We start from the raw sequence: 15,760 nt of genomic DNA on the forward strand, positions 1-15,760 counted from the left end.
GCTGACGGCTACTCTGCGTCCTCTTCGCGCTTCGCGCCGGGGAGGACGCAGTAGCCGTCGAGGCACATACCCGCGGAGGGATCCGCGGTGCCGAGGAGCGTCAGCGGCGCGAGCGGCGACTGCTGCTCCTGCGCGGATTCCGTGGTGCTGCCGTGCGTGGTCATCCCTCGATGGTACGCCTGCGCGACGGGACGGGCTCCGAGCGCGTTCCGCAACGGCCCGTCACGCAATACAGTGAGGGAACCCGAACCCGCCGCGGAACGCCCTTGCGCGGCATCCGTCCCGGCGCGATGGCGCGCCTCGAAAGGAGTTCCCGTGAGCACTGCTGCTCCCGGAGTCCGCGTCACCCGGCAGACCCGGCTGCTGACCTGGTTGTTCCTGCTCAACGCGGCGATCCTGACGGTCTACGCCGGATTCATCGTCATCCTGGTGCCCGACCAGGTGGCGGCGATCGATGAGGAGAACAAGGTCGCGAACCTCGCGATCGTCATGACGGCGTCGTCGATCGCGACCATCATCATCCATCCGCTGATCGGTGCGCTGTCCGACCGCACGCGAAGCAGACTCGGACGGCGCGCCCCGTGGATGATCATCGGCGGCGCCACCGGTGCCCTCTTCACCGTGCTGCTGGCCGGGGCGCAGAGCATCTGGGTGCTCTGCCTGTACTGGGTCCTGATGATGCTGTGCGTGAACTCGGTGGCCACGGTCGGCTCCGCCGTCGTGCCCGACCACTTCGTCAAGGAGCGTCTCGGCGTCGCGAGCGCCGTCGTCGCGCTCGGCATCTTCGTCGGCATGGGCGCGGGCGTGGCGCTGGCCGGCATCGCCGTGAACAGCATCGGCATCGGGTACGCCGCGTTCGGCGTCGGATTCATGATCGTCTGCGTGCTGTTCGTGGTGTTCAACCGCGACTTCTCGTCGCGCGACCTGCAGCGCCCGCCGTTCTCCTGGCGGTCCTTCCTGGCGGGCTTCTGGGTCGACCCGAAGAGGTTCCCCGACTTCTGGTGGGCGTTCGCGGGCCGCTTCTTCCTGATCCTCGCCTACCAGAGCGTGCAGTCCTACCTGCTGTACATCCTGCGTGACTACGTCGGTCTCTCTCACTCCGAGTCCACCGCCATGAGCACCCCGATCACCGCGGTGATGCTCGTCGGCGCCCTGATCACGACCTACTTCGTCGGCCGGATCTCGGACCGCACCGGACGGAGGAAGGCGTTCGTGTTCCTGTCGTCCGTCATCATGGCCGGCTCTCTGGCGATCCCCCTCCTGGTGCCGTCCGTGGGCGGCATGTTCGCGCTGGCCGCGGTGTTCGGCATCGGATACGGCATCTACATGAGCGTCGACACCGCACTCATGAACGAGGTGCTCCCCGCCGCGGACCAGGCGGCGAAGGACCTCGGCATCCTGAACATCGCGACGGCGCTGCCGCAGGCCTTCACGCCCGCGCTGGTCGGCGTGCTCATCCTGATCAGCGGCGGGTACACGGCGGTGTTCGTGGCCGGCATCGTCTTCGCCGTGCTGGGGGCACTGACCGTGATCCCGATCAGGAGCGTCCGATGACCGAGCCCGATCGTGAGATCACCGCACCGGTCCCGCTTCTCACCGCGCAGGGACTGCAGAATCCGGAGGCGATCGGCTGGGCTCGCAGGCCCCTGATCGACACGGATGCGGTGGGCAGAGGCCCGCGGGGATGGGGACGCACCAAGCGCTGGGAGTACTGGGCCGTCACCACGCCGACCCACATCGTCGCGCTCACCATCGGCGCGCTGGACTACGCGAATGTCAGACAGGTGTGGGTGCTCGACCGGGCGACCGGCGAGGAGATCGACGTGTTCGAGATCGGGATGCTGTCCCGAGGCGTGCGGCTGCCTGGCACGATCGGACGCGGCTCGGCGTCGTCGAACGGCCGGCGGGTCTCGCTCGAGTTCGCCGACGACGAGGACGGCACGCTGCTCGTCGCGCGTTCCCCGAGAGTGCGGGTCGACATCGTGGCGACCCTGCCTCCCGGTCACGAGGCGATGGGCACCGCCGCGCCGTTCAGCCCGTTCCTCGCGGAGTTCACCGTCAAGGACGTGGACCGCCCCGCGCACGGCACGATCTCCATCGACGGCGTCGTGCATGAGGTCCCCGCCGGGCAGTCCTGGGCGGTACTCGACCATCTGCGCGGACGGCTCCCCTACCGCACGCACTGGAACTGGGGCGCCGGCGCCGGGATGACCGACGGACGGCGCATCGGCCTGCAGCTGGGCGGCGGCGGCCCTCTCGCCGTGCGGCACGGCGTCTCGCAGAACGCGTTCACTCTCGACGGCCGGGTGCACAAGGTCGCCGGTGCGCTGGAGTGGGAGTTCGACCCGGAGGACTGGGCCGCGCCGTGGCACGTCAGCGGCGACCGCATGGAACTGACCTTCACGTCCTTCCACGTGCGGAGCGCGAAGACCCAGCTCGTGCTGGTCGGATCGGTGACGCACCAGTGCTTCGGGCACTACGACGGCCGGGTGCGCGCTGACCACGGCGACTGGATCCCGGTGACGGGAATCACCGGTTGGGCGGAGGACGTGCACAACCGCTGGTGAACCAGCCACTCCCTTCCGTTCCCTCGCGGTGGCGAGTACCGTGCCGGGCATGATCATCACTCCTCCCGCCGCCGAAGGCGCGACCGGCAAGGTGGCCGAGATGTACGCGGGCGACGTCGATTCCGACGGCTTCGTCTTCAGGCACACTGCGGCGATGGCTGTGAACCCTGAGGCATATGCGGCGTTCGAGTCGCTCATCCGGGCCGTGGTCCCCTCGATCGGCACAGGCGTCTACGAGGCCGCGACGCTGGGCGCTGCGCGGGCGATCGGGTCGCCGCACTGCCTGCTCGCGCATGGACGCAAGGCGCTGCGCGCCGAGGTCGTCGACGTGGCCGGACTGGACGGCTTCGCGCACGGCGACGACTCCGGATTCTCCGAGACCGAGCAGGTGGTCATCCGGTACGCCGCACGCCTCTCAGCCGACCCGGCGTCGATGACGGATGCCGACACGCAGGCGCTCCGCGACGCGGGCTTCGACGACAGGCAGATCGTGGACATCACGCTCGCGGCGGCGGCGCGCAACTACTTCAGCCGAGCGCTGCTGGCCCTGGCTGTGCCGACCGACGAGGTGCCGGGGCTCGATCCTGCCGTCGCGGCCGCGCTGCGGACCGCGCGATGAGCCCGGACGATGTGGATCCCGGCCGCACCGAGTCGCCGGAGAGCCGGGCGGACCGCAACTGGAACGAGCTCATGCAGGAGCTGCGCGTGATGCAGACCGGCACGCAGATCCTGACCGGTTTCCTGCTCGCCGTCGCCTTCCAGCCCCGCTTCGCCGACCTCGACGATGTGCAGCGTGCCCTGTACGTCGTCCTCGTGGTGGGCGCGGCGACCGCCACCGTGCTGGCGCTGGCACCGGTCGGCCTGCACCGTCTGCTGTTCCATCAGCATCGCAAGCCGGAGCTGGTTCGCGTCGCCAACCGCCTGGTGAAGGCCGACCTCGCGGTGATCGGCGCGGTCACGGTCGGGGTGACCGCGCTCATCCTCGACGTGACCCTGGATCGCACCGTCGCCGTGGCGGCCGCCGTCATCGGGGTTGTGGTCGTGCTCGTGCTGTGGGTGGTGCTGCCGATGGCCCTGAAGCGCGGGCACCCCGATCAGGACGCCGTCTCCGACTGACACGTGGGGCACAGCTGCGCGGATGCGCCGCCGAAGACGTGATCGACGACGGTGTCGCCGCACACCGGACATGCCTCCCCTCCCCTGCCGTGCACGGCCATCGCCGCGACCTTGGCCTGCTTGAGCCGGTCGGCGGGGATGCCGCGGCGGTCTGCGACGGCGGCGCGCATCACGTCGACGGTCGCCTGATACAGCCGCTCCCGCTCCTCAGGCGTCAGCACGGCTGCATGCACGGTCGGCGACATCCGGGCACGGTGCAGGATCTCGTCGGAGTACGCGTTGCCGATGCCCGCGATCGACCGCTGCTCTTGCAGCAGCGCCTTGATCTGCTTGCGCCTGCTGCCCATCGCCTGCTCCAGATCGGCGGGCGCGAACTCTGGTGAGATCGGGTCGGGACCGAGATCGGCGATCCCCGCGACATCTGCCGGCGCGTCCACGACCCAGACCGCGACCGCGAGGAAGTCCCCGGTCTCGGCGATCTCCAGCAGGGCGCCGTCGTCCAGCGTGAGCGCTCCGACGGCGTAGCCGGGGGCATCCGGATCTGGCGTCCCGCCCGGACGCCAGCGCACCCAGCCGTTGCGACCGAAGCTCAGCACCAGCCACTGCCCACCCAGGTCGAACCCGAGGTATTTGCCGAAGCGCCGCACGCCGTCGACGCGCGCCCCGGCGACGGATGCGGGCGGCCGATCCCTCGTCTTCACGATCCGCCTGTCCACGCCCTCGACGGAGATGATCGCGTGACCGGCCATCCGCTCGTCGAGCTGTTCTGCGAGCGCCTGCACCTCGGGGGACTCGGGCATGGCCCCATCCTGCCAGCACGATCCGACACCCGACAGGGGGCGGACTCAGCTGCCCAGACTGGTGACGAGGTTGATCACGGTCGCCAGGATCACCGCACCGAACAGGTAGCCGAGCAGGGTCTGCGCGATCACGATGCGCCGGATGGCGTTGGTGGAGACGTTCGTGTCCGACACCTGATACGTCATGCCGAGGCCGACAGAGAAGTACGCGAAGTCCGTGTACTGCGGATCCTCCTCCTGGTTGAACGAGATGCCGCCGGCGGGCTCGGAGTAGTAGATGCGGGCGTACCGGAGCATGTAGTCCGTCTGGATGAGCGCCCACGACGCCGCGACGCCGAGCACGGCGATGCCGGCCAGTATGTACCCCTCGATCTCCGGAGCGTTCCGCGCCTGCAGCACCACGAGCCCGACGGCCACGAGGCTGATCAGGCTGCCGATGATCGCGATGAGCCGGGCGGTGCGACGACCGGGGGCCTCCGCGAGAGCATGCGCTCTGGTGGCGGCCGCATCCATCGGCCAGACCCGCACCAGCACCCAGGTCGTGTTCACCAGTCCGAGCGCGCCCCAGCCGCCCACGATCCCGGCGGCGGGGCCGAAAACCACGCCCATCCCGATCGCTGCGAGGACGCCGACCAGCAGTGCGCAGACGAAGCGGACACGCACCTGCTCGTGGAATGCCGACTCGGCCATGCCCGCATCGTACGCGCCGGATCCGGCTCAGGGTGTGAATGTCGTCAGAGTCCGCGCGTTCCGGTTGAGGATGCCGGCCGAGTGCGGAAACGTGGCCCGGACACCGCGCCGGATGGTGCGGTGACGCCAACCGGAAGGAGAGCGCGATGCTCACCCTGACCGAGAACGCCAGCACGATCGTGACGACCCTCGTCACCCGCCAGACCACCGATCCCGGTGCCGGTCTGCGGATCCATCCGACCGAATCGGGCACGACCGAGGAGCCCCGTTTCATGGTCTCGGTCGCGCCTGCGCCCGAGCCCGGCGACGACATCGTCGACTCCGCCGAGGGCACCCGTGTGTTCCTCGAGCACGAGGCCTCGGAGGCACTCTCCGACAAGGTGCTCGACGCCGGAGTCGACGAGCAGGGGGCGGTGTCCTTCACGCTGCTTCCTCAGCCGGCCTGATCGCTCCCCCGGAACCGCCGCGCCATCCTGGCGCGGCGGTTCCGGCGTCTCCGGGCCCGGATCAGCAGGCGGCCGCGCCACGAAAACACGATGAAATCGGCAGCGAACATCATGGGTCGGCACCGGGGGAAACGCCACCGGTATCCGGGGGGATTCGCATGCCGAGTATGGAGATGCTGCTGGCGTTCGCCGGCACAGCACTGATGATCGCCGCGGTGCCAGGGCCTTCAGTGGCCTACGTCATCGCTCGCAGTTCGCAGCACGGCACCGCTGCCGGGCTGTTCTCGATGATGGGGCTCGGCGCGGGCGTGATCGTGCACACCGCACTCGCTGCGGCCGGCGTCGCCGCGCTGCTCGCCCTGGTGCCGATGGGCATGGAGGCCGTCGGCTGGGCGGGCGCCGGTTACCTCCTCTGGCTCGCCGTCCACACGGTGCGCACGCGCCGGGCCGACCAGCCGGTGGACGGGCCCGCCCCGCTCCCGCAGCGCGGCCGCCTCTTCCTCGACGGGCTCCTCGTCGACGTCCTCAATCCGAAGACGGCGCTGTTCTTCCTCGCCTTCCTGCCGCAGTTCGTGCGGCCCGATCGAGGTCCGTCAGCCCTGCAGCTCGGTGTTCTCGGCACGCTGTACATGCTGATCGCCGTGTCCTGTTACAGCACCTACGCCGTGCTCGCCGGGCATCTGACGACGCGTCTGAGGGCGTCGCGCCTCGCTCGGAGCCGCATCGCGCTGGTGAGCGCCACGGTCTACGTGGTGCTGGCGGCGGTCGTGCTCATGGTCTGAGCCGGATCAGTCTGTCCTCGCGGCGCCGGGCGTCGCCCCCACGCGTACACGACCTCGTAGAACCAGGCGCGCAGTCGGGGATCCCGCATGATCTCGCGATAGCGACGCAGATCCTCCGTCGACAGTCCTGCCCTCAGGAGCGGCCCTTCTCCCTGGACGCTGAGATTGACGTGGCAGCGCGCGCTCGTATCGCCGCCCCGGGTGAGCGGACGGTATGCCTCGGCGCACACACCGCGCAGGCCTGCGTCGAGCATCCTCTCGTGCATCTCGCGCGCCCAGTCGTACGACTGACCGGCCTGAGGGCTGACGATGTCGTAGGCCGCGTGCGCGTACCGATCCCAGACCGCTCGGTCGTCCTCCTCGGGCAGCACGACGGCGGCAGGCATCTCGCTGATGTCCCCGAGCACCAGCCATCCGCCCGGCGCGAGAGCGTCCACGAGTCTGGGCAGGATCTGCTCGCGTTCCGGCAGGTGCAGCATCACCAGGCGTGCGTGGATGAGATCGTACGGCCCGCCTGGCACACTGTCACGGATGTCGTGCCGGCGGACCTCGACACGGGTTCCTCCGATCAGGTTCCCGGGATCGAGGTCGATCGCGAGCACCTCTCCGTCGGTGCGCTCGGCAATCGCGCGGGCGACGGACCCGTTGCCCGCGCCGACCTCCAGACAGCGAGGATGCGCGGGAAGCGGCAGCGCGTCGAGCACGCTCAGCGTGTGGCGATCCAGCACCTTCGAGAGCGCGTCGAGATGCACGGCGCCCAGCCGGGATCCGCTCGTGAAGAGGTAGTCAGGGGCGGCCTCGGCCGTCGTCGGGTCGGTCGTGGTGGTGCGCATGCAGGTCCTCCGTGTCCCGTCGGATGCCGGCGATGCCGCCGACCCGGGTCACGCTAGAGGAGCTCGCTTTCCGCGCTCTTTCCGTCTGAGATCCGTGCCGTCGTCGCCGGTGCGATCCGTTCTGCGAGCGCCGCCGCCGTCTCCGCTCGCGGATCCTCGAGGACGGCATACATCTCGGCGGCCAGAGTGAGCTCCGCCCTGGCCCGTTCCGCGTCCCCGCGGTCGGCGAGGACGGTGCCGAGTGCGGCCCTCATCCTCGCCTCGTGGCCGGTGAAGCCGTGCTCCGCTGCGTAGGCGACCGCTTCGCGGTGCATCGCCGTCGCCACTTGACGGTCGGCGGTGGCCTCGACGTACATCTCGAGCACGCTCATCGCCACTTCGACGCTGCCGTCACCGCGGGCCAGGCCGATCGCCGTGCGCAGGGCGTCGTGCCCTGCGGCTTCATCGTCGAGTCGGAGCCGTGCCCGACCGACGGCCGCCAGCGCGAGGATTCGGATCTTGGGCTCCCCGACTTCCTCGGCCAGTCGCTCCGCGTCGCGCGCGTAACCTTCCGACTCGGCGACACGGCCACGGTTGAAGGCCGCGTCGGCCAGTCCGAGCAGCACGCCCGGACGACGCATCGGAAGGTCACCCTCATCGCACAGACGCAGTCCCTCCTGCAGCAGCTCCTCCGCCCCCTCCGGATCCCCGGAGCGGAGCCGGCACTCCGCGAGGCAGCTCAGCCCGATGGCGATCGAGTACGCACCGTCGTGTTCCCGAAGCACGGGCATGACCTGTTCCAGCAGTTCCTCCGCCTCGTGAAGACGGCCTCGCAGCGCCGTGATCATCGCGAGGTTCCCGGTCGATCGCGCCCGTCGTGCGGGGTCTCCGATGGATTCGGCGATCCGGATCGCCGTCCGGTACTCGCGCTCGGCGCCGGCCAGGTCGCCGAGATTGCGCCGATTCGCGCCCAGCCGAACATGCCCGCCATACTCCGCGATCGCGTTCCCCGTGCGGCGACCCACCTTCACCTCCTGCTCATGCAGACGCAGGCCGTCGGCATACAGGCCGTTGTCGCGCAGGTGGACGTGCCAGGCCTTCGCCAGCGCGAGGACGAGGTCTGCGTCCCCGTCCTCGGCCCGCTCCAGCGCGGCCAGCGCGTTGGGCCACTCCCGGCGGAGCCAGTCCTGCGCTTCCGGGATCGCCGCGAACTCCGGGATCGGCCCGTCGGTGACGATCGCTTCCTGCGCCAGATACTCCCCGTCGGGGAACGACACGCGCTGCGCCTCCTGCGCTCCGCGAGCATAGAAGGTCAGGAGCCGCGTGCGCGCGGCGGACGCGGCCTCCGCTCCGTCCTCCGCCGCACGCTCCGCTGCATAGGCGCGCAGCAGGTCATGCTGCCGGTACCGGCCGGTCGCGGAGCGCTGCGCCAGATGGATCCGGACGAGAGCCTCGGCCCGCCGCCGGACCTCACGCTCGGGCATGTCGCAGAGCGCCGTGAGCGCCGGCAGGTCGATGTCTGCTCCCGGCAGCAGACCCAGTCTCCGGAAGACCTGTGCGCTCTCCGGCTGCAGCGCCCGGTACGACCACGAGATCACCGCACGGATGTCGGTGGCGTCGCCGTCATCGGCGTCGAGCAGGTCGAGTCGGTCGCGCTCATCGCACACCTCGGCGAGGAGCTCGGCCGGTGTCAGGTCCTGCCGTGCGATCAGCTCCTGCGCGGCGATCCGCAGTGCCAGCGGCAGGTCGCCGCACACTCGCGCGAGCTCTCGGACGGCAGCAGGATCATCGTCGGCGCGCCGACCGATCAGTCCCCGCAGCAGCGTCACCGAGGCCTCGGGTGTCAGCGGCGACGCCACGACGACCTCGGCGCCCTCGCGCGCGGAGAGTCCTGGCAATGCGTTCCGGCTGGTCACGATGACGGTGCTGTCCGCGCCCCCGGTCAGCATCGGCCGCACCTGATCCGTCTCCCTGGCATTGTCGAGCACCACCAGCATCCGGCGCGCGGCCGTCAGGCTCCGCCACAGGGCCGCACGCGCCTCGACGCCGGTCGGGATGCGGTCATGAGCGAGGCCGAGGGATGCCAGGACCGATGCCAGCGCGTCCGCCGGCGCCGCCGGCGCGTCGTCGCTGTATCCGCGCAGGTCGATGAAGATCTGGCCGTCGGGGAAGGAACCGAGGTGGCGATGGCTCCAGGCGACGGCCGCAGCGGTCTTTCCCGCTCCCGCCATGCCCGTGACGACCCGCAGGCGCGCCTGCTCGGGATTCCCGATCAGCTCGAGGAGGTCGTCGCGTCCGGTCAGCGGCACGTCGGGGGGAAGCTCGGCGGGCACGGTGATCGGGCTCCAGGACGCCTCCTCCCCGAGCGCCTCCGACTGGGCCTCGCGGAGCGCCGGGCCCGGGTCGAGGCCCAGTTCGTCACGCAATCCGATCCGGATCCGCTCGTACACGGCGAGCGCGTCGGCCGGACGGCCCGCAGCGTGCAGCGCTCTCATCAGCACGGCGGCGTACGGCTCGTGCAGCGGTTCGCACGCCAGAGCCGCAGCCGCACGGTCGATCACCTCTGCACTCCTGCCGCGCAGCAGCTGTGCATGGCACCAGGCCTCGACGACCCAGCGTCGCCGATCCGCCCAGCGCAGCGCCTCGGCGGAATCGGCCAGCTCGACGACATCCTCGAGGGGCTCGCCTCGCCACAGGGACAGGGCCTCCGACGTGATGTCCACGACCTGATCCGGTGTCAGCTGATCGACCAGCAGACCGGCGGCGAGTCGGTCGAACGCTGTCACATCGGACTCGTCCTCCCCCACGCGCAGCCGGTACCCACCGGGGTCGAGGCTGAGCCGCGCCGGGTCGTCCAGGCGGCTCCGGAGACGGTGCACCGCCAGCTGCAGCCGTGACTGCGCCGTGCTCGGGGGTTCGTCGGGCCAGATCCCGTCGGTCAGCGCCTCGACGGGCACCGGATGATTCGCCTGCAGCAGCAGTGTCGCCAGCACGAGCCGCTGCACCCGCCCGGGCGGTGTGACGTCGGCGTCCTCCCGGAACACCCGCAGGGGTCCCAGGGTCTCGAACCTCACCGTGTCGTCCTCATCGACTGCATCCCCCCGAATGCCCGCCCGCTGAGTCGCCGCCGAAGGTCGGAAAGCGCCGAGAAAGCGGAAGCACCCATCATAGGTCGGCGACGGGGGAAGGACCACCGGGGGTTGGGGAGACGGTGCCATGCCGAGTCTGGAGATGCTGCTGGCGTTCGCGGGTGCCACGCTGCTGGTCGTCGCGATCCCCGGCCCGTCGGTCGCGTACGTCGTCGCGCGCAGCACCCAGCACGGCAGAGCAGCGGGGCTGCTCTCCATGCTCGGCCTCGAGGCCGGCGCTGCCGTGCACGCCGCGCTGGCCGCCGCCGGCGTCGCGGCGCTGCTCGCGCTGGTGCCCCTGGGCATGGAGATGGTCGGCTGGGCGGGCGCCGGCTACCTCGTGTGGATGGCCGTGCGGACCGTGCGCGAGCGCGGCGCCGCGCAGGAGGACGCCGGACCGATCGTGCCGCAGCGCGGACGCCTGTTCCTGGACGGTCTCCTCGTCGATCTGCTCAACCCGAAGACCGCCCTGTTCTTCCTGGCGTTCCTGCCGCAGTTCGTGCGGCCCGACCGTGGCCCGTCGGCTCCGCAGCTGGCCGTGCTGGGCGCTCTGTTCGTGCTGATCGCCGCGGCCTGCGACAGCACCTACGCGGTGCTGGCCGCGCGCCTCACCGTTCGGCTGCGCGGCTCGCGGACCGCGCAGCGCCGGATCGCCGCCGCCACGGCGGCGGTCTACGTCGTGCTGGCGATCGTCGTACTGCTGGTGTGAGCAGGCCCTCCGTCGCGGATAGCCGAGGTCACGCCTGCAGGGTCTCGCCGCGCGCGGGCTCCGCCACGCGCACGCGTGCAGGATGCGAGTACACGTTCATCGTCCGCTCGCGCAGGAAGCCGACCAGGGTCAGTCCGCGCTCCTCGGCGAGTTCGGCGGCGAGAGACGAGGGTGCCGACACGGCAGCGAGGATCGGGATGCCCGCCATCACGGCCTTCTGCACGAGTTCGAAGCTCGCCCGGCCGGAGACCTGCAGCACCGTGCCGCTCAGCGGCAGCCGATCGTTCAGCACCGCCCAGCCGACCACCTTGTCGACGGCGTTGTGCCGTCCGACGTCCTCGCGCAGCACCAGCAGCTCGCCGGTCACGGCGTCGAACAGCGCCGCGGCGTGGAGCCCACCGGTCTTGTCGAACGCGTCCTGCTGCGCACGCAGCAGATCGGGGAAGGCGGCGAGCGACTCGGCGTCGACGGACGCGCCGTCGGATGCCACGTCGTAGCGCGAGGTCGTCGCGACCTGATCGATGCTGGCCTTGCCGCACACGCCGCAGGAGCTCGTGGTGTAGAACGCGCGGGCGCGCTCCGGAGACGGCGGGGCGACCCCGGGGGCCAGCGCGACGTCGAGCACGTTGTACGTGTTCTCCGAGCCGCCGGTGCCCGGTCCGCCGCAGTGGATCGCCGAACGGAACTCCGCACCTTCCGCGATGATCCCCTCCGACACGAGGAACCCTGCGGCCAGCTCCACATCGTGCCCCGGAGTGCGCATGGTGACGGCGAGCGGTGCGCCGACGACACGGATCTCGAGCGGCTCCTCGACCGCGAGGGTGTCGGCACGGCGCCGCGTCTCCGCGTCCAGCGCGATCCTCAGCACCGAGCGCCTGGTGGTGATCCGTCCCATCGTCCGAGGCTACCCCTGTGCCGGATCGTCGCCCAGAGCGGCGAGCAGCTCCGCTGAAGGGGCGAAGAACGTCGTTCCGGTGAGCGGCGTCGAGAAGTCGAGCAGTCTGTCGTGCAGCCCGGGCGGATCGCCGATGAACATGCGCTCCAGCATCCGTTCCAGCACCCGCAGCCGGCGCGTGTACCCGATGAAATAAGTGCCGTACTCGCCGTGCGCGGGGCGCGCGAACGGCATGTTGTCGCGCAGGATGTCGTGCTCGCCGTCGTCGTCCTCGATCGTGGCGAGGGTCTTGTGGGCCTTCTGGGCATCGGCCGCGGCATCGGGCAGCTCGACGTTGTCGGCCTTGCGCCTGCCCATGATCGCCTCCTGCTGCTCGGTGCTCAGCGCCTGCCAGAGCGACAGCGGATGCGTGTACTTCTGCACGACGACGTAGCTGCCGCCGCGGTAGGCGGGATCCTCGTCGCCGATCAGCGTCGATTCCGGCAGGTCGGGACCGACCGGATTGGCCGTGCCGTCGATGAAGCCGAGCAGATCGCGGGCGTCGAAGTAACGGAAGCCGGACACCTCGTCGACGGCTGTGACCGCGTCGCCCAGCTGGTCGAGCAGCAGTCGCTCGAACTCGACGCACAGATCGGTGCGGTCGGCGCGGATATGGAACAGCAGATCGCCAGGAGTGGCGACGGCGGTGTGCTTCGCGCCCCTGATCTCGCGGAAGGAGTGCAGCTCTGCCGGATGAGGCCGGCCGGTCAGCTGCGCCCAGATGTCGCTGCCGATGCCGACGGTGCAGGACAGCAGCGCTGCAGGGTCACGGAAGCCGACGGTCTTGAGCAGATCGTCGATGCCGGAGACGACGCTGCGGACGGTGTCGATCGCACCGTCGCCGTCCGTCACCGTGAGCACGAGGAAGATCGTCGCCCTGCTCAGCGGCGCGTCGATCTGCTGCGGTCCGCCGCTCATCCCTCGGCCCCGGTGAGCAGCTGCTTCAATACGGTCGCCTCGCTGATGTCGTGGCGCTTGGCGGCGGTGAGCAGCGTGAGCGGCCCCGCCACGGCGAGTGCGCGCAACGAGGAGAGCGCCTCCGTGCGGGCCGGGTCGCCGAGCTCGGCGCGATAGCGTTGCGCGAACTCGGGGAACTTCTCCGGGTCGTGCGCGTACCACTTGCGCAGCTCGGTCGAGGGCGCGACATCCTTGCACCATTCGTCGAGCTCGGCGCGCTCCTTGCTGATGCCGCGCGGCCAGAGCCTGTCCACCAGCACCCTCGTGCCGTCTGAGGGTTCCGGATCTTCGTAGATCCGCCGCACCTGCACGTTCACGGTCATCCTGCCTCCTCGTCGCTCCTCAGTGTGCCACTCCGTCATGACCGCGGTGCGGCCCTGGGTGCGATGCCGATCCGGGCGTAGGGTCGAGCCTGACGGAAGGACGGCGATGATGGCGGACACGACGACCGAGGGCTCCCGAGACGGCGGGCGGAGAAGCGGGATCGCACTCGGGCTGATGCCCGACCGGCCGCGGCAGGGCGGCTTCGGACCCGCGACGGACAGGTCCTGGTCGAGCTCGCCCTACCGGCATCCGGCCGCCGGCTGGGGTGCCGCGCTCTCGGTCGGCGAGGTGCTGGTGCGCCAGCAGCAGCCGGTGCTCGGCACGAGGGCGATGTTCATCATGAACCACCCGGTGCGCGGCTTCGACTGCCCCGGCTGCGCCTGGCCCGATGACAAGGGCGTCCGGCTGGACATCTGCGAGAACGGCATCAAGCACGTCACCTGGGAGATGACGCGCAAGCGGGTCGACCGGGACTTCTTCGCGGCGCACACCGTCACCGAACTGGCCGGATGGACCGACTTCGACCTCGAGGACCAGGGCCGGCTCACCGAGCCGATGAGCTACGACGCCGAGACCGACCGCTACGTGCCGATCCGCTGGCACGAGGCGTTCGCGCTGATCGGGGCGGAACTGCGCGCGCTGGAGTCGCCCGATCAAGCCACGTTCTACACCTCGGGGCGGCTCAGCAACGAGGCATCCTTCCTCTACCAGCTGATGGCGCGCGAGTACGGCACGAACAATCTGCCGGACTGCTCGAACATGTGCCATGAGGCGTCAGGACGAGCACTGACCGCGTCGATCGCGACCGGCAAGGGGACAGCCGATCTGGAGGACTGGGAGCTGTGCGACGCGCTGTTCATCCTCGGCGTCAACGCCGCCTCCAACGCGCCGCGCATGCTGACCACACTGGCGCAGGCGGTGGACCGCGGCGCACAGGTCGTGCACGTCAACCCGCTCAACGAGGCCGGCTCGACGCGCACGATCGTGCCGCACGAGATCCTCGACATGGCGCGGTTCAAGACCACCGAGACCAGCACCGACAACCTGCAGGTGCGCCCCGGAGGCGACCTCGCGCTGATCCGCGGGATGGCCAAGGCCGTCTTCGAGGCAGCTCAGGACGACCCCGGTGTGCTCGACGTCGCCTTCCTCGAGATGTACACGACGGGGCTCGACGAGTACCGCGCGATCGTCGAGGCGACGACCTGGGCCGAGCTGGTGGAGCAGTCAGGGCTCACCGAGGCCGACATCCGTCGTGCGGCGGGCGTCTACCTGGCATCCGAGCGCACGGTCATCAGCTGGTGCCTCGGCGTGAGCCAGCACGAGCACGGCGTCGACACGGTGCGCGAGATCGTGAACCTGCTGATGCTGCGCGGCAACATCGGCCGACCGGGCACGGGCCCCTCCCCCGTCCGCGGCCACAGCAATGTGCAGGGCAACCGCACCTGCGGCATCAATCACAACCCCACCGAGGCCTTCCTGGCGAGACTCGACGAGGTATGCGGCATCCGCTCGCCGCGCGGGCGCGGACTCGACACGGTGCACACGGTCGCGGCGATGCACGCCGGTCGGGTGAAGGTGTTCGTCGGCATGGGCGGCAACTTCGTGCGGGCTGCTCCCGACACCCCGTTCACCGCCGCCGGTCTGCAGCAGTGCAGCCTGACCGTGCACGTGAGCACCAAGCTCAACCGCAGCCACCTCGTGCACGGTGGAAAGGCCCTGATCCTGCCCTGCCTCGGGCGCACGGAGAAGGACGAGCAGCGCGACGGCGTGCAGGGCATCTCCACCGAGGATGCGATGAGCTCGGTGCAGCTGTCGATCGGCGCGCGTCGCCCGGCGTCGCCGCACCTGCTCAGCGAGCCGGCGATCATTGGCGGCATCGCCCGTGCGACGATGCCCGAGAGCAGCACGCCGTGGGAGGACTACGTCGCCGACTACGACCGGATCCGCGACGTCATGTCGCAGGTGCTGCCCGGCTTCGAGGGTTTCAATGAGCTGGTCCGGCAGCCGTACGGGTTCCGCATCCCCCAGCCCGCACGGGAGCGCGACTTCCGCACACCGTCCGGCAAGGCCGAGTTCTCGCACGCCCCGCTGCCGGACGTCATCCCGGAGGACGCCGACGTGCTCGTGCTGCAGACCATGCGTTCGCACGACCAGTGGAACACCACGATCTACTCGAACGACGACCGGTACCGCGGCGTGAAGAACATCCGCGAGCTCATCCTGATGAACCGTCGCGACATGCGCGACCGCGGCCTCGAGGAGGGTGCACTGGTCGACATCGTCTCGACGTCGAAGGACGGCTCGACGCGCACGGTGCGCGGCTTCCGCGCCCTGGAGTACGACGTGCCGCGCGGCAGCGCCGCCGGCTACATGCCCGAGCTCAACGTGCTGATCGGTGCCGCCGACTTCAGCGCGCAGAGCGACCAGCCGCTGATGAAGAGCATCCGCGTCCGGGTGACGCCCGCGGCCTGATCTCACTCCCGCGGGGCATCCGG

General features: G+C 70.2%; 16 protein-coding genes. 8 read left to right on the forward strand and 8 right to left on the reverse strand.

Annotated features, from left to right (window positions below; all coding sequences use genetic code 11):
• Positions 1 to 8: 8 nt before the first annotated feature.
• Positions 9 to 164 (reverse strand): hypothetical protein, encoded by a 156-nt coding sequence (locus ACFVAE_RS05590; protein WP_378888874.1) that lies wholly within the window; start codon positions 162 to 164, stop codon positions 9 to 11.
• Positions 165 to 315: 151 nt separating this feature from the next.
• Between ACFVAE_RS05590 and ACFVAE_RS05595 the strand changes: the two genes are divergently transcribed.
• From ACFVAE_RS05595 to ACFVAE_RS05610, 4 genes are read left to right on the forward strand one after another with little or no spacing between them, the layout of a single operon-like run.
• Entirely contained in the window at positions 316 to 1,554 is a 1,239-nt protein-coding gene (locus tag ACFVAE_RS05595; RefSeq protein ID WP_378888877.1) for an MFS transporter, read from the forward strand.
• Positions 1,551 to 2,567 carry a DUF2804 domain-containing protein gene (locus ACFVAE_RS05600; RefSeq protein ID WP_378888880.1) on the forward strand — a complete coding sequence of 339 codons (1,017 nt, stop codon included), beginning with the start codon at positions 1,551 to 1,553 and terminating at the stop codon, positions 2,565 to 2,567. Before ACFVAE_RS05595 ends, ACFVAE_RS05600 begins: the two co-directional genes overlap by 4 nt.
• Positions 2,568 to 2,616: 49 nt before the next feature.
• Positions 2,617 to 3,186, forward strand: a complete 570-nt coding sequence (locus ACFVAE_RS05605; protein ID WP_378888883.1) for a carboxymuconolactone decarboxylase family protein — start codon at positions 2,617 to 2,619, stop codon at positions 3,184 to 3,186.
• On the forward strand, positions 3,183 to 3,683 hold the full coding sequence (locus ACFVAE_RS05610) for a DUF6328 family protein (protein WP_378888886.1): 501 nt from the start codon (positions 3,183 to 3,185) through the stop codon (positions 3,681 to 3,683). Before ACFVAE_RS05605 ends, ACFVAE_RS05610 begins: the two co-directional genes overlap by 4 nt.
• On the opposite strand, the gene ACFVAE_RS05615 is transcribed toward ACFVAE_RS05610, so the two are convergent.
• Together ACFVAE_RS05615 and ACFVAE_RS05620 are read right to left on the reverse strand one after the other, a co-directional pair.
• Entirely contained in the window at positions 3,662 to 4,483 is an 822-nt protein-coding gene (locus ACFVAE_RS05615) for an Fpg/Nei family DNA glycosylase (RefSeq protein ID WP_378888889.1), read from the reverse strand. The genes ACFVAE_RS05610 and ACFVAE_RS05615 overlap by 22 nt on opposite strands.
• 45 nt (positions 4,484 to 4,528) lie before the next feature.
• Positions 4,529 to 5,173 carry a DUF1345 domain-containing protein gene (locus ACFVAE_RS05620; protein WP_378888891.1) on the reverse strand — a complete coding sequence of 215 codons (645 nt, stop codon included), beginning with the start codon at positions 5,171 to 5,173 and terminating at the stop codon, positions 4,529 to 4,531.
• Positions 5,174 to 5,319: 146 nt separating this feature from the next.
• Between ACFVAE_RS05620 and ACFVAE_RS05625 the strand changes: the two genes are divergently transcribed.
• Positions 5,320 to 5,619, forward strand: a complete 300-nt coding sequence (locus ACFVAE_RS05625) for a Fe-S cluster assembly protein HesB (RefSeq protein ID WP_378888893.1) — start codon at positions 5,320 to 5,322, stop codon at positions 5,617 to 5,619.
• Positions 5,620 to 5,777: 158 nt separating this feature from the next.
• Complete coding sequence (locus tag ACFVAE_RS05630) at positions 5,778 to 6,401, forward strand: LysE family translocator (RefSeq protein WP_378888896.1); 624 nt, start codon at positions 5,778 to 5,780, stop codon at positions 6,399 to 6,401.
• On the opposite strand, the gene ACFVAE_RS05635 is transcribed toward ACFVAE_RS05630, so the two are convergent.
• Positions 6,365 to 7,234 carry a class I SAM-dependent methyltransferase gene (locus ACFVAE_RS05635; RefSeq protein ID WP_378888899.1) on the reverse strand — a complete coding sequence of 290 codons (870 nt, stop codon included), beginning with the start codon at positions 7,232 to 7,234 and terminating at the stop codon, positions 6,365 to 6,367. The two genes, ACFVAE_RS05630 and ACFVAE_RS05635, sit on opposite strands and share 37 nt — an antisense overlap.
• 53 nt (positions 7,235 to 7,287) lie before the next feature.
• Positions 7,288 to 10,287 carry a BTAD domain-containing putative transcriptional regulator gene (locus ACFVAE_RS05640; RefSeq protein WP_378888902.1) on the reverse strand — a complete coding sequence of 1,000 codons (3,000 nt, stop codon included), beginning with the start codon at positions 10,285 to 10,287 and terminating at the stop codon, positions 7,288 to 7,290.
• A gap of 142 nt (positions 10,288 to 10,429) precedes the next feature.
• Here ACFVAE_RS05640 and ACFVAE_RS05645 point away from each other — a divergent pair, with 142 nt between their 5' ends.
• Complete coding sequence (locus ACFVAE_RS05645; RefSeq protein WP_378888904.1) at positions 10,430 to 11,050, forward strand: LysE family translocator; 621 nt, start codon at positions 10,430 to 10,432, stop codon at positions 11,048 to 11,050.
• A gap of 28 nt (positions 11,051 to 11,078) precedes the next feature.
• Here the strand turns inward: ACFVAE_RS05645 and fdhD are convergent, their stop codons facing one another.
• From fdhD to ACFVAE_RS05660, 3 genes are read right to left on the reverse strand one after another with little or no spacing between them, the layout of a single operon-like run.
• Positions 11,079 to 11,945: a formate dehydrogenase accessory sulfurtransferase FdhD gene (gene fdhD / locus ACFVAE_RS05650; protein ID WP_378888906.1), complete on the reverse strand. Its 867-nt coding sequence runs from the start codon at positions 11,943 to 11,945 to the stop codon at positions 11,079 to 11,081.
• A gap of 9 nt (positions 11,946 to 11,954) precedes the next feature.
• Positions 11,955 to 12,902 (reverse strand): Dyp-type peroxidase, encoded by a 948-nt coding sequence (locus ACFVAE_RS05655; protein ID WP_378888908.1) that lies wholly within the window; start codon positions 12,900 to 12,902, stop codon positions 11,955 to 11,957.
• Positions 12,899 to 13,264, reverse strand: a complete 366-nt coding sequence (locus tag ACFVAE_RS05660) for a DUF488 domain-containing protein (protein WP_378888910.1) — start codon at positions 13,262 to 13,264, stop codon at positions 12,899 to 12,901. Before ACFVAE_RS05660 ends, ACFVAE_RS05655 begins: the two co-directional genes overlap by 4 nt.
• A gap of 109 nt (positions 13,265 to 13,373) precedes the next feature.
• Between ACFVAE_RS05660 and ACFVAE_RS05665 the strand changes: the two genes are divergently transcribed.
• Positions 13,374 to 15,737 (forward strand): FdhF/YdeP family oxidoreductase, encoded by a 2,364-nt coding sequence (locus ACFVAE_RS05665; RefSeq protein ID WP_378888912.1) that lies wholly within the window; start codon positions 13,374 to 13,376, stop codon positions 15,735 to 15,737.
• The last annotated feature ends 23 nt before the right edge of the window (positions 15,738 to 15,760 follow it).

The organism is Microbacterium sp. NPDC057659 (assembly GCF_042799915.1).
In the GTDB taxonomy this organism is placed as follows: Bacteria; Actinomycetota; Actinomycetes; order Actinomycetales; family Microbacteriaceae; genus Microbacterium.

Bases quoted from the DNA above. Each gene is read 5' to 3' on its own strand.
- ACFVAE_RS05615 (WP_378888889.1), bottom strand. From the start codon at position 4,483: ATGCCCGAGTCCCCCGAGGTGCAGGCGCTCGCAGAACAGCTCGACGAG.
- ACFVAE_RS05590 (WP_378888874.1), bottom strand. From the start codon at position 164: ATGACCACGCACGGCAGCACCACGGAATCCGCGCAGGAGCAGCAGTCG.
- ACFVAE_RS05625 (WP_378888893.1), top strand. From the start codon at position 5,320: ATGCTCACCCTGACCGAGAACGCCAGCACGATCGTGACGACCCTCGTC.
- ACFVAE_RS05660 (WP_378888910.1), bottom strand. From the start codon at position 13,264: ATGACCGTGAACGTGCAGGTGCGGCGGATCTACGAAGATCCGGAACCC.
- ACFVAE_RS05665 (WP_378888912.1), top strand. From the start codon at position 13,374: ATGGCGGACACGACGACCGAGGGCTCCCGAGACGGCGGGCGGAGAAGC.
- ACFVAE_RS05620 (WP_378888891.1), bottom strand. From the start codon at position 5,173: ATGGCCGAGTCGGCATTCCACGAGCAGGTGCGTGTCCGCTTCGTCTGC.
- ACFVAE_RS05655 (WP_378888908.1), bottom strand. From the start codon at position 12,902: ATGAGCGGCGGACCGCAGCAGATCGACGCGCCGCTGAGCAGGGCGACG.
- ACFVAE_RS05630 (WP_378888896.1), top strand. From the start codon at position 5,778: ATGCCGAGTATGGAGATGCTGCTGGCGTTCGCCGGCACAGCACTGATG.
- ACFVAE_RS05645 (WP_378888904.1), top strand. From the start codon at position 10,430: ATGCCGAGTCTGGAGATGCTGCTGGCGTTCGCGGGTGCCACGCTGCTG.
- fdhD (WP_378888906.1), bottom strand. From the start codon at position 11,945: ATGGGACGGATCACCACCAGGCGCTCGGTGCTGAGGATCGCGCTGGAC.
- ACFVAE_RS05635 (WP_378888899.1), bottom strand. From the start codon at position 7,234: ATGCGCACCACCACGACCGACCCGACGACGGCCGAGGCCGCCCCTGAC.
- ACFVAE_RS05610 (WP_378888886.1), top strand. From the start codon at position 3,183: ATGAGCCCGGACGATGTGGATCCCGGCCGCACCGAGTCGCCGGAGAGC.
- ACFVAE_RS05600 (WP_378888880.1), top strand. From the start codon at position 1,551: ATGACCGAGCCCGATCGTGAGATCACCGCACCGGTCCCGCTTCTCACC.
- ACFVAE_RS05605 (WP_378888883.1), top strand. From the start codon at position 2,617: ATGATCATCACTCCTCCCGCCGCCGAAGGCGCGACCGGCAAGGTGGCC.